The following is a 12,541-nucleotide window of genomic DNA, read 5'->3' as shown; positions in this document are numbered from 1 at the left end:
AACTGTGAATACTATTAACTCAATTAACTGGATTTCATGGAGTTTAGTTTTAATCGCCGCTATTAATAGTGGAATTGGCAATTTATTACTGAAAAAATCCCGAATAGAAGCCGCCGACCCAGGTTTATTAACCCTGTTATTATCTCCTTGGTTTATGGCAGCAATTTTAGTCTATGGAATTAATTTAATTGTTTTTGCCAAAGCTCTTGATAGCTTACCTGTTTCTGTTGCTTATCCAGTGTTTGCCGCCATTGGTTTTAGCTTGGTTGCCTTGATGGGAAACCTATTTTTAGGAGAGCGTTTTGGATTAAATCAAATCATAGGATTAAGTCTAATTATTGCTGGAATTATTATTATGTCTCGTTAAATAATTCATTATTTTTAATACCATGAAAATACCGAAACCAGAGGATTCTACATCAATATTAGAAACCCATGATCATCAAACAGATCCCGAATTTGTAGCCGTCAAATCCTCAAATTTGCCCCCCACAATTAAACTTCTTCGTCCCCACCAATGGACAAAAAATTTATTCTGTTTAGGCGGACTTTTGTTTGGGGGGAGACTGTTACAACCCCAGGAAATTCTGTTATCAATATTAACGGTAATTTTTTTCTCATTAATGGCATCGGCAATTTATATTTTTAATGATATTCAAGATCGAAAATGCGATCGCTTGCATCCGAAAAAAAAGTATCGCCCTATTGCCAGTGGTCAAGTTTCAATTAAAATAGGATTAGCGATCGCATTCTGTTTAACAATACTTTCCCTTTTAGGTGCTTATAGCTTAGGAATAGCCACATTTATTTGTGTTTTACTATATGCTATTAATAATATTATTTATTCTCTTAAACTCAAAAATTTAGCCCTATTTGATGTTAGTTGTATTGCCTTTGGTTTTGTTCTCAGACTATTAGCGGGAATTTATGCGTTAGGAGATATGCCGACGGCTTGGATTGTTTTATGTACGTTTTTCCTAACTCTATTTTTAGGATTTTCTAAACGACGTTCGGAATTATTGTCTTTATTACATCTTCAAACTAATCAAGAAAGTTTTGATCCTGAAACATCCCTACAGCCCGATTTAAAATCAGCCAATTCAGAACCATCTTATTTAGAGTTATTCTATCAACGGGGAAGCAAAAACCAACAACGTCCGGTGCTGTCTGAATATACCTTACCCTATTTAGATTCTCTCCTGAATAGTACAGCAACCATGACCATTATGTGCTATGCTTTATTTACGATAACATCGGGTAAAAATCCCTCCTTAGTGATTACGGTTCCGATAGTTTATTATGCGGTGATGCACTATAAATGGTTAGTTACTGTTTTAGCAGATGGGGAAGAACCCAGCCGAATTTTAATTCAAGATCCGACAATTAAATTGAGTTTGATCATCTGGCTAATTTCTTACTTAGTAATTTTGTATTTTGATATTCATTTATTTGATTAATTTATTCTCCAATAAAAATAAACCACAAAGACACGAAGACACGAAGGCAGCAACTTCTAATACTTCCGAGGCAATTTCTTCTGGAATTTTAGAGTGATCACCGATTAATCACTTATGATTTAATTAGAGTAGATTAGCTAGAACTTTTAGGACTTAGACAATGGTATCTCCCGAATCCTCATCAATGTCTTCTGATTCAACCTTAGCACCCCTCAAAACCTGGCATACCTTGAGTGCGGATCAAACTCTCCAGATCCTTGATACAGATAGTGAAACCGGGTTAACGCCACAACAAGTGATTGGGCGTCAACAACAGTATGGTCTAAATGAATTAAAAGAAGTTCCCGGTCGCAGTACCTTGGAAATTTTATGGGATCAGTTCACTAATATTATGCTGGTGATGCTGATTGCTGTAGCCATTGTCTCCGCCGTGATTGATTTTCGCAAAGGAAACTTCCCCAAGGATGCCGTTGCTATTTTTTCGATTGTGATTTTGAATGGGATGTTGGGCTATTTCCAAGAAAGCCGTGCAGAACAGGCTTTAGCCGCCCTGAAACGAATGTCTTCCCCTAGAGTTCGGGTGGTGCGGGACGACAAAATGCTAGAACTGGCAGCGAAAGAACTGGTTCCAGGGGATATCATGTTTCTGGAGGCTGGGGTGCAAATTCCGGCCGATGGTCGCCTAGTTGAAGCCCAAAATTTGCAAGTGCGGGAGGCGGCCTTAACGGGGGAAGCAGAAGCGGTAATTAAAAAACCTAGTATGGAGTTGACCGAAGATGCTCCTTTAGGCGATCGCCTGAATATGGTATTTATGGGGACGGAAGTGATCCAGGGACGGGGACAAGTGATCGTCACCAATACCGGAATGACCACGGAACTCGGACGCATCGCAGAAATGATCCAGGGGGTAGAAACTGAACCGACTCCTCTCCAACAACGGATGACCCAGTTAGGGAATGTGTTAGTTAGTGGGTCTTTAGCTTTGGTGGCTTTGGTGGTGGTTGGTGGCGTGATCAAAACAGGCAGTTTTCAGAGTTTAGAAGATTTATTAGAAGTATCCTTGAGTATGGCGGTGGCCGTAGTCCCAGAGGGTTTACCTGCGGTGGTGACAGTGACTTTGGCTATTGGTACACAAAGAATGGTCAAACGCCATGCTTTAATTCGGAAACTCCCGGCGGTGGAAACCTTGGGTTCTGTGACGACTATTTGTTCGGATAAAACCGGAACTCTGACCCAAAATAAAATGGTGGTGCAATCGGTTCAAACCTTTGATCAAGTGTTTCAAGTTACGGGAGAAGGGTATGATCCGGTGGGAGAATTACAACTGATAACCTCGGAACAAAATAACACAATTTCCTCGGATTCTGAAGTTTTAGAACCGATTTTAACCGCTTGTGTTTTGTGCAATGATGCTCAATTACAACAAGATGATAATAAATGGCATATTTTGGGAGATCCCACGGAAGGGGCGTTATTATCCTTAGCTGGGAAAGTAGGTTTATTTAGAAACATTCATAATCACAAAAATCCTCGTCTTGCTGAAATTCCTTTCTCCTCAGAACGGAAGCGGATGAGTGTTATTTGTCAAATTAACAACCATGAAAATCCAGAATGTGTGATGTTTACTAAAGGATCACCGGAGTTAATTTTAGCTCAATGTACTTCGGTTCTTGTGGGCAATCAAAATGTTTTGTTAGCAGAATCAGACCGTCAAATAATTCTCGAACAAAATAATGCAATGGCCGGGAAAGGTTTACGGGTTTTAGGATTTGCCACCCGCCCTTTAACAATATTACCGCCAGAAGGCGAGGAAGAAAGTGCCGAACAGGAATTAGTTTGGTTAGGATTAGTAGGAATGTTAGACGCGCCTCGTCCTGAAGTTCGAGAAGCGGTTAAACTATGTCGAGAAGCGGGAATTCGTCCGGTAATGATTACTGGAGATCATCAATTAACTGCGAAGGTAATTGCTCAAGATTTAGGAATTGCCGAATTAGATTCTTTAAGTTTAACAGGTCAGGAATTACAGAAATTAACTCAAACGGAATTAGAACAACAAGTTGAACAGGTTAGTGTTTATGCCAGGGTTTCTCCTGAACATAAACTGCGGATTGTTCAAGCGTTACAAAAAAATGGTGAATTTGTCGCCATGACCGGGGATGGTGTTAATGATGCTCCAGCTTTGAAACAGGCAGATATCGGTATTGCCATGGGAATTACTGGAACTGATGTTAGTAAAGAAGCCAGTGATATGATTTTATTGGATGATAACTTTGCTACCATTGTTGCTGCTACGGAAGAAGGGCGAGTTGTTTATAGTAATATTCGTCGTTTTATTAAATATATTCTCGGTAGTAATATTGGGGAAGTATTAGTAATTGCGGCCTCTCCAATTTTAGGCTTAGGTGGTGTGCCGTTAATCCCGTTACAAATTTTATGGATGAACCTTGTTACCGATGGTTTACCCGCTTTAGCATTAGCAATGGAACCTGCTGAACCTGCGGTAATGCAACGTCCTCCCTACAATCCCCGTGAAAGTATTTTTGCGCGAGGATTAGGGTTATATATGGTCAGAATTGGGATTGTTTTTGCTATTTTAACGATTGTTTTGATGGTTTGGGCTTACAACTATACTCAAGACACTCCTGACCCTGAACGTTGGAAAACGATGGTGTTTACAACCTTATGTTTAGCCCAAATGGGTCATGCTTTAGCGGTACGTTCCGATACTCAACTAACTTTTCAAATGAATCCTAAAACCAATCTTTATTTGTGGGGTGCTGTGGGATTAACTACAATTCTGCAATTACTCTTGATTTATGTTCCGCCCCTACAAAGTTTCTTTGGAACTCACTTTTTGAGTTTCACTGAATTATCAATTTGTCTTGGTTTTAGTGCATTAATGTTTGTCTGGATTGAAATGGAAAAAGTGGTTTATAAGTGGTTTATCAATCGTCGCTAATTGATAAGTACCTAAACAAAATTAATTACACATCCTCTACCCTGTTCCCTCCCCCCCTAGCCCCCCGTGCACGGGGGGTTTGGGGGGGCTGTTCCGGTGTTCCCTCTCTCAACTAGATAATTTATTTTGTGCAACTACTTATTGAAAATAGAACCCGTGTTTATCCAGATTGACGTTTGACAGCGTTAATGGTAGCTTTGCACAAGAACAAAAGCCAAACGAAATCAGAATACAATCAATAAATCCTTCAAAAACCACTTATGACTTACCTGAATCTTATTTCATTTTTGGGAATTTTTGGCCTTTGCTTTATTGCTTGGTTATTTTCAGAAAATAGACGAGTCGTCCCCTGGCGAACCATGGGTTTAGGCATTGGCCTACAGTTAGTTTTAGCCTTTCTGGTCTTTCTATTTCCGCCTACAAGAACCGGCTTAGAATGGTTTAGCAGTCTGCTCGATAGTTTGTTTTATGCTGCTGATACCGGGGCTAGATTTGTCTTTGGAAAAAATATTGTTCCCATTCCCGGGCAAACCCCCGATGTCAATTTAGGTTATATTTTTGCCTTTAGAGCATTACCAACGGTAATCTTTTTCTCTGGTTTAATGGCACTGTTATATAACTTAGGGGTGATTCAAGTCGTTACTAATGTTTTTGCCAAGTTATTCTATAAAACCATGCGTTTAAGTGGGGCAGAAGCATTAAGCGGGGCGGCGAATATTTTTGTCGGAATTGAAGCCGCCATTGTGGTTAAGCCCTATTTAGAAAAGATGACTCGTTCCGAACTATGTGCGATTTTAACTTGTTGTTTTGGAACGGCTGCTTCATCAACTCTAGCGATTTATGTTAGTTTTCTAAAACCAGTTTTTCCTAATATTTTAGGACATTTAGTTTCGGCTTCAATTATGGCAATTCCCGCCTGTTTTGTCATTTCTAAAATATTAGTTCCTGAAACCGAAAAACCCCTGACATTAGGGATGCTGCCCGAAGAAAAAGCCGAAGACAACTTAATTACGCATGAAGATGGAACCCATGAATTACAAACCATTGGTGGAGAATTAATTGATCAAATTAGCCCCTTAGATTCAGCAATTATTGGAGCATTAGATGGCGTAAAAATGTCCGTTGCCATTGCTGCAATTTTAATCTTAATTTTGGGATTACTCTCTTTGGTTAATCAATTCTCAGCTTGGTTGGGTTTATTACCAAGTCCAGCAGGAGACTTTTTTCAAGTTGTCACCTTAGCGAATATTTTGGGATTTATTTTTTATCCCGTAACCATTTTAACTGGAGTTCCCTTTGAGGATTCTTGGACAGCCTCAGTAATTATTGGTCGTCGTTTATTAGAAACAGCAATTCCCCCCTATCAAGCCCTAGCAGAAGCCGCCAAAGCCGGGTCAATTACACCTCGAACAGTGTTAATTGTTAGTTATGCTTTATCCGGTTTTGCCCATGTTGCTTCGGTGGGAATTTTTGTCGGCGGAATGGTCGGTTTAGTCCCATCACGCCGGAAAGACATTTCCGAATTGGGTTGGAAAGCCCTATTAGGGGGAACTTTAGCCACGCTGATGATTGCCTGTTTAGCCGGATTCTATGATAATGGAAATCCCAGTATTATGGGCGAACCCGCGGCCACTCCTCCGGCCATCAGTACCCCAGCCGCCCCTAATACAACGGTTTCACCCGCCCCAACTCCAGCACCCAAGGTCAGTCCTTCTCCTAAATCTTAATAGAGCAGGGGGAGCAGGGGAGGCAGGGGGAGCAGGGGAGGTCAACTATTACCCATTACCTATTACCTATTACCTATTACCTATTACCCATTACCTATTACCTATTACCTATTCGTAATTCGTAATTCGTAATTCCCTACTATAACCGATAACCACAAACCAAAACTTAACAATTTATTTCACTTACATGACGAACATTGTTCTAACCCTTAGTATTGTTATTCTAGCCTTAATTGCCTTCATTTTTGAGTGGCTTCCTGTCGATTTAACGGCGCTTACCGTTACCGTTGTTTTAATGCTTTTGAAGTTAGTCACACCCGAAGAAGGCATATCAGGGTTTGGCAACCCAGCCACAATTACAGTCATGGCAATGTTTATTTTAAGTGCTGGAATTACAAAAACAGGAGTTGTACAAACTGTTCGAGATTGGTTACTGAAATGGGGAGGAACAACGGCCAGCCAACAAATTTTAGTTATGGGATTAATTGTTGGGCCGATTACCGCTTTTATTAATAATACAGCCGTTGTTGCTATTTTCTTACCCATTGTAGAAGATTGGTGTCGCAAACAAAAAATTTCTCCCTCTAAATTATTAATTCCCCTATCTTATGCGACGGTTTTGGGAGGGATGATTACGGTTATTGGCACTTCAACCAATGTTTTAGCTAGTGGCATTTCTAAACAACTGGGATATGGGGAATTTCAGTTATTTCAGTTTACTCGATTAGGAATTATTACCTTTATTATTGGGATTATTTATTTAGCTGTTGTTGCCCCTCGACTTTTACCCGACCGCAAACCAGCAAATTTTGACCTTATGCAAACAGAATATGGGTTAAAAGATTATGTCAGCGAACTGGTAATTACTCCCCGTTCTAGCTTAGTGGGACAAACCCTTAAAGAAAGTGAAATTCAACGCAAATTTGACTTAGATGTGTTAGAATTAATTCAAAATAATATGCGTTTTGCTCAACCTTTAGCCGATAAATTATTAGCTGCTGGAGATATTTTAATTGTTCGCAGTAGCCGAGAAGATTTACTAAAAATTAGAGATGAAAAAGGGTTAGATATTCTGCCTGATGTAAAATTCAAAGAAGAATCTTTAGAAACTATCTTGAGTTCTGGACAAGAAAAAATAGCCGAAGTCTTGATTTTATCTAATTCTCGGTTAATCGGAACCACTTTAAAAGATTTAAGATTCCGTCAACGTTACAACGCAACGGTTTTAGCTATTCGTCGAGGTTCGGAATTAGTTCAGGGGCGATTAGGAAAAGTTACCCTAAGATTTGGGGATTTATTATTACTTCAAGGGCCGAAACAAAGTTTTGTTGGGTTACAAACAACCAGAGAACTCCTGGTTTTAGAAGAAAGAGATGTAGAAACACTCAGACAGGATAAAGCCTGGATTGCTCTGGCGATTGTTTTGGGTGTTATTATTCTCGCAGCCTTTGAAATTATGCCCATTTTAGTTAGTGCTTTAGCGGGTGTAATTTTAATGGTAATTACCGGATGTCTCAAACCCGGAGAAATCTATGGTTCTGTGCGTTGGGATGTTATATTTCTATTAGCAGGATTAATTCCTTTAGGAATAGCAATGGATAAATCCGGTGCAACCCAATGGTTAGCCGATACTTTAGTCGGTTTGGGTGGTAATTTATCCGGTTATTGGATTCTATTATTATTCTATATTGCCACCTCGATTCTGACAGAAGTTCTTTCTAATAACGCCACGGTTGTATTAATGATTCCCATTGCGGTAAAAGTTTCCGTAGCATTAGGTTTAAATCCCTTTGCTTTTATGTATGCGGTGACTTTTGCGGCTTCTAATAGTTATATGACCCCGATTGGTTATCAAACTAATACAATGGTTTATAGTCCGGGGGGATATAAATTTTTCGACTTTACCCGGGTCGGTGCTCCCCTGAATCTAATCCTAACAATTGTTACCCCCTTATTAATTATTTGGCTATATGGATTATAGTAGTAAGCCCTTTAGGGCTAACTCTTTTCCCTATTGCCTTTTAAGTCTAAATTAGGATTACTATAAAAGGATTTTAATATGAAAAAATCAGCAATTTTATCGGGCTTAATTGGTGTTTGTGTTGGTGATGCTTTGGGTGTTCCGGTGGAATTTACCAGCCGCCAAGAACGTCTAAAAAACCCCATCACAACCATGACTGGCTATGGAACCCATCGACAACCCCCCGGTACTTGGTCGGATGATAGTTCCTTGATGTTCTGTTTAGCAGATAGTCTTTGTCAGGGCTATAATTTAAACGCGATCGCAGCATCTTTTTGTCGTTGGCGCTATCATCAAGAATGGACAGCCCATGGGGTTGTATTTGATATTGGAGGAACCACTAATAACGCCATTCAAAACCTACAAAATGGGGTTAATCCCGTGGAAGCTGGAGAAACCAATGAACGCAGCAATGGCAATGGTTCTTTAATGCGAATTTTGCCCATGGCTTATTTATATTCTTCGGTTTCATTCTATCAATTAATCCAGTGGGTTCATGAATGTTCCTGTTTAACACACGCTCATCTTCGTTCCCAAATTGCCTGCGGAATTTATATTAGTATTGCGGTTAAATTACTCCAAGGATTAGACCTAAAATCCGCCTATCTTCAAGGAATAGAAGCCGTAAAACCGATTTATTATCATCCTAGTTTAACCGTAGAATCTTCTCGGTTTGACCGCATTTTTAGGGGTAATATTGATCAGTTATCAATTGATGAAATTCAATCGGGCGGTTATGTGATTCATACTTTAGAAGCCTCGTTATGGTGTTTATTAACGACATCCTCATACCCAGAAGCTGTTCTTAAAGCCGTTAATTTAGGAGAAGATACCGATACAACAGCCGCAGTCACAGGAGGTTTAGCCGGAATTTATTATGGGTTTAACAATATTCCCTCGGAATGGGTGGAACAAATAGCCCGAAAAGATGATATTATTGCCTTAGCTAATCGATTAGAACAAACAATTGAGTGATTATCTAAAATAATATTAACTCCGATTAAAAATGACTCAAATCGCCCTCTTTGGAACCAGTGCAGATCCTCCCACTTCAGGACATCAAGCGATTCTGCTTTGGTTGTCTCAACGATTTGATAAAGTCGTGGTCTGGGCCTCGGATAATCCCTTTAAAACCCACCAAACTTTATTAGAACATCGGATGGCGATGCTATCATTATTAATAGAGGAAATTAACGCCCCAAAAGCAAATATTGCTTTGCATCCTGAACTCAGTAGTCGCCGAACCTTAGAAACTTTAAAAGGCGCTAAAAATTACTGGTCTGATGCTAAATATACTTTAGTAGTGGGTTCGGATTTAATTCAACAAATTCCCCAGTGGTATCAGATAGAAACCCTATTAAAACAAGTGGAATTATTAATTATTCCGCGACCGGGTTATCAGGTGGTAGAAATGGATTTAGATCACCTAAAAAAATTAGGTGCAACCTTAACTATTGCTACGGTTACGGGTTTACCCGTTTCCTCAAGTCACTATCGTCAAACAGGGAATAAAGAGGTTTTAACGACCCGGGTACAAGATTATATTAACCGAGAAAAATTATATGAATAAAACTTTGATCCTAGAAGATTTTAAAGTGGGTGTTGATAATGTAATTTTTTCAGTCGATACCGAACAAAATCGTCTATTGGTTTTATTGGTTAAGCGAAAAGAAGAACCCTTTATCAATACTTGGAGTTTACCCGGAACTTTAGTTCAAAAAGGAGAATCTTTAGAAAATGCAGCCTATAGAATTTTAGCAGAAAAAATTCTAGTTGAGAATTTATATTTGGAACAATTATATAGCTTTGGGGAGCCAGAACGTGACCCCAGAGAAGCCCCAGATTCCTATAATATTCGTTATTTATCCGTAAGTTATTTTGCCATAGTTCGGTTTGAAGAAGCGGAATTAATTACCGATAAAGTGACCGGAATTGCTTGGTATCCCATTGATCAAATTCCTGATTTAGCCTTTGATCATAATCAGATTTTAGACTATGGTTATCGTCGATTAAAAAACAAATTAGAATATAGTCCCGTCGCTTTTGATGTTTTACCTGAATTATTTACATTAGGGGATTTATACCAATTTTATACAACTATTTTAGGAGAAGGATTTTCCGATTATTCTAACTTTAGAACCCGGTTACTCAAGTTAGGATTTCTCTATGATACCGGGGTAAAAACATCCAGAGGAGCGGGTAGACCTGCGAGTTTATATAGATTTGATGCGGAAGCTTTTGCCCCATTAAAAGATAAACCTTTAGTGTTTGTTTGAATTTAATCTTGAACTAAGCTATACTAATTTCTGAGTTTTCACCCCTGCGATCGCAAAATCCCTTAAAGCCCATGACCACCCTAAACACTATTTGGCAACAATTTACCCTGCAAAATCTATTACTCTACCAATGGCGTAATAGTAGTTTTCTCTACCAGTTGACAGGATTTTTACATCAATGGCGACAGGGGAGTTGGTTATTGCAGTGGGGGGAACCCTTGGGGGCATTATTAATTACTATTGTATTTTGTTTAGCTCCTTTTGTGGGTACGGCATTAATCGGGGTTTTATTAATCGCTTGTGCCGGATGGTGGCTATTATTAACCCTAACGGATGAACCCTCACAAACTGCCTTTACTCCCATTCATTTAATCGTTTTATTATATTGGGGAATTGCCACCATTGCCACGGCTTTATCTCCGGTGAAAACAGCCGCATTTAGTGGCTGGACGAAATTAACTCTGTATTTAATTTTATTCGCTTTCATGTCAAGAATATTGCGATCGCCAAAAATTCGCTCTATTTTTATTACCCTATTTTTACACATAGCTTTAATCGTCAGTGTCTATGGTTTAAGACAATGGTTTTCCGGTGCAAAAGCCTTAGCCACTTGGGTTGACCCCACCTCTCCCCAATCTAACTTAACCCGGGTTTATAGTTATTTAGATAACCCGAATTTATTAGCCGCCTATTTATTACCCGCAGTTGGTTTAAGTTTGGCTGCATTCTTTGTTTGGAAAGGTATTTTACCGAAAGCCCTAGCATTAACAATGATCGTTGTCAACTCCTCCTGTTTAGTCTTAACCTTTAGTCGAGGAGGATGGATTGGATTAGTCTTATTAACGTTTACTTTTTCCGTCTTATTATTATATTGGTTAAGTATTAGTTTTCCTCCCTTTTGGCGACAGTGGGCTTTACCAATCGGATTAACAGGATTAACCCTTTTTCTTGTCTTAGCAGTAGTATTTGTTCCCGCTATTCGCGATCGGGTGGCGAGTATGTTTGTCGGACGAGGAGATAGTAGTAATAATTTTAGAATTAATGTTTGGATGGCAGTCATTGAAATGATTAAAGATCGTCCGATCTTAGGAATTGGCCCTGGAAACGTCGCTTTCAATAAGATTTATCCCCTTTATATGCAGCCTCGCTATACGGCTTTGAGTGCCTATTCCGTGATGTTAGAAGTGGCAGTTGAAACCGGAATTATCGGTTTAAGTTGTTTTATCTGGTTATTAATCGTAAGTTTTAATCAAGGATGGGTGCAATTAAAACAACTCAGAGCTTTAGGAAATACCCAAGGATTTTGGTTGATCGCAGCCATTTCTGTCTTAATAGGACTGATAGGTCATGGTTTTGTTGATACGGTTTTATACCGTCCCCAAGTGAATACTTTATGGTGGTTAATGATTGCTTTAATTGCCAGCTATTATCAACCCAAGCCTCGGATTTTAGCCGATCAAGTTTAAAAGAATCATCAATCAATTCAGCCCATCGGGGCTGAGGCAGTCACGGGACATGGACAACCCCTGAGAAAAAAGGCTATAAGATTTAAAGCCCTGGACATCCGCAAATTTACGATGACAGAGAAACCGCGATCGCAAAAAATCCCAGTATTTTCCCTAGGGGATCTTCCATTTTTTTAAAAAACCTGTATTATGTGTAAGATGAACAATGGGAAATTTTAAATTTGCCTTAACTGCTCAGGAAAGTCGTGTTTTCTTCAGGGTATAGAAATCAAAAGTCTGCAACGGAATCACTCAAACTGAGTTGAAACTGTGGCGGTGCAAACTTGAATAGTTAAAATCTCTATTCTGGTTTAATTTCTAACTTACCATTTAGGAGCATTCCTGGAATTATGGTACATTTTTTCTCAATCTTGTCACTCACCTACTTTCAATTTTCTTGAGATCTCCTATGAAAAAGTTAGCCTTCTTGGTTACAGGTTTAGCCATAGCTTCTTCCTGTTTATTAACGAGTTGTGGTGGTGCTCCCACCCCAGAAACAACTACTCCTCCAGCAGCCACCACTCCTCCTCCTGCGGCTCCCGCCCCTGCTACCCCCGCTCCTGCTCCCAAAAAATAGGGGAAATGATTTTAAGGGGT

General features: G+C 39.4%; 10 protein-coding genes. All 10 read left to right on the top strand.

From position 1 onward, the window contains the following. Nucleotides 1-4: 4 nt before the first annotated feature. On the top strand, nucleotides 5-367 hold the full coding sequence (locus AC559H_RS20050; protein WP_233423089.1) for a DMT family transporter: 363 nt from the start codon (nucleotides 5-7) through the stop codon (nucleotides 365-367). A gap of 22 nt (nucleotides 368-389) precedes the next feature. Further along, on the top strand, nucleotides 390-1,457 hold the full coding sequence (locus tag AC559H_RS20045; protein ID WP_026795155.1) for a UbiA prenyltransferase family protein: 1,068 nt from the start codon (nucleotides 390-392) through the stop codon (nucleotides 1,455-1,457). Between the two features lie 160 nt (nucleotides 1,458-1,617). Next, nucleotides 1,618-4,416 carry a cation-translocating P-type ATPase gene (locus tag AC559H_RS20040; protein WP_026795156.1) on the top strand — a complete coding sequence of 933 codons (2,799 nt, stop codon included), beginning with the start codon at nucleotides 1,618-1,620 and terminating at the stop codon, nucleotides 4,414-4,416. Between the two features lie 260 nt (nucleotides 4,417-4,676). Then, entirely contained in the window at nucleotides 4,677-6,143 is a 1,467-nt protein-coding gene (locus AC559H_RS20035; protein ID WP_026795157.1) for a NupC/NupG family nucleoside CNT transporter, read from the top strand. 187 nt (nucleotides 6,144-6,330) lie between these two features. Then, the gene (locus AC559H_RS20030; RefSeq protein WP_036833991.1) at nucleotides 6,331-8,124 is read left to right on the top strand and encodes an SLC13 family permease; all 1,794 of its coding nucleotides are present in this window, start codon (nucleotides 6,331-6,333) and stop codon (nucleotides 8,122-8,124) included. A 78-nt stretch (nucleotides 8,125-8,202) separates the two neighbouring features. Then, entirely contained in the window at nucleotides 8,203-9,138 is a 936-nt protein-coding gene (locus tag AC559H_RS20025; protein ID WP_026795159.1) for an ADP-ribosylglycohydrolase family protein, read from the top strand. 31 nt (nucleotides 9,139-9,169) lie between these two features. Continuing rightward, entirely contained in the window at nucleotides 9,170-9,733 is a 564-nt protein-coding gene (locus tag AC559H_RS20020) for a nicotinate-nucleotide adenylyltransferase (RefSeq protein WP_036833993.1), read from the top strand. Continuing rightward, on the top strand, nucleotides 9,726-10,439 hold the full coding sequence (locus AC559H_RS20015; protein WP_026795160.1) for an NUDIX hydrolase: 714 nt from the start codon (nucleotides 9,726-9,728) through the stop codon (nucleotides 10,437-10,439). The genes AC559H_RS20020 and AC559H_RS20015 overlap by 8 nt, the downstream gene beginning before the upstream one ends. A gap of 71 nt (nucleotides 10,440-10,510) precedes the next feature. Then, nucleotides 10,511-11,905: an IctB family putative bicarbonate transporter gene (locus AC559H_RS20010; protein ID WP_026787848.1), complete on the top strand. Its 1,395-nt coding sequence runs from the start codon at nucleotides 10,511-10,513 to the stop codon at nucleotides 11,903-11,905. Nucleotides 11,906-12,353: 448 nt separating this feature from the next. Next, complete coding sequence (locus tag AC559H_RS20005) at nucleotides 12,354-12,521, top strand: hypothetical protein (protein WP_193372459.1); 168 nt, start codon at nucleotides 12,354-12,356, stop codon at nucleotides 12,519-12,521. The last annotated feature ends 20 nt before the right edge of the window (nucleotides 12,522-12,541 follow it).

This window comes from Planktothrix prolifica NIVA-CYA 540, from assembly GCF_963864145.1.
GTDB classification, from domain to species: Bacteria; Cyanobacteriota; Cyanobacteriia; order Cyanobacteriales; family Microcoleaceae; genus Planktothrix; species Planktothrix agardhii.
Note: the sequence above shows the minus strand (reverse complement) of the source record. Positions and strands in the feature narration are given on the sequence as shown.

Excerpts from the sequence above, each read along its gene's own strand:
- AC559H_RS20020 (WP_036833993.1), top strand. The coding sequence starts at position 9,170 with ATGACTCAAATCGCCCTCTTTGGAACCAGTGCAGATCCTCCCACTTCA.
- AC559H_RS20005 (WP_193372459.1), top strand. The coding sequence starts at position 12,354 with ATGAAAAAGTTAGCCTTCTTGGTTACAGGTTTAGCCATAGCTTCTTCC.
- AC559H_RS20010 (WP_026787848.1), top strand. The coding sequence starts at position 10,511 with ATGACCACCCTAAACACTATTTGGCAACAATTTACCCTGCAAAATCTA.
- AC559H_RS20045 (WP_026795155.1), top strand. The coding sequence starts at position 390 with ATGAAAATACCGAAACCAGAGGATTCTACATCAATATTAGAAACCCAT.
- AC559H_RS20015 (WP_026795160.1), top strand. The coding sequence starts at position 9,726 with ATGAATAAAACTTTGATCCTAGAAGATTTTAAAGTGGGTGTTGATAAT.
- AC559H_RS20040 (WP_026795156.1), top strand. The coding sequence starts at position 1,618 with ATGGTATCTCCCGAATCCTCATCAATGTCTTCTGATTCAACCTTAGCA.
- AC559H_RS20030 (WP_036833991.1), top strand. The coding sequence starts at position 6,331 with ATGACGAACATTGTTCTAACCCTTAGTATTGTTATTCTAGCCTTAATT.
- AC559H_RS20035 (WP_026795157.1), top strand. The coding sequence starts at position 4,677 with ATGACTTACCTGAATCTTATTTCATTTTTGGGAATTTTTGGCCTTTGC.
- AC559H_RS20025 (WP_026795159.1), top strand. The coding sequence starts at position 8,203 with ATGAAAAAATCAGCAATTTTATCGGGCTTAATTGGTGTTTGTGTTGGT.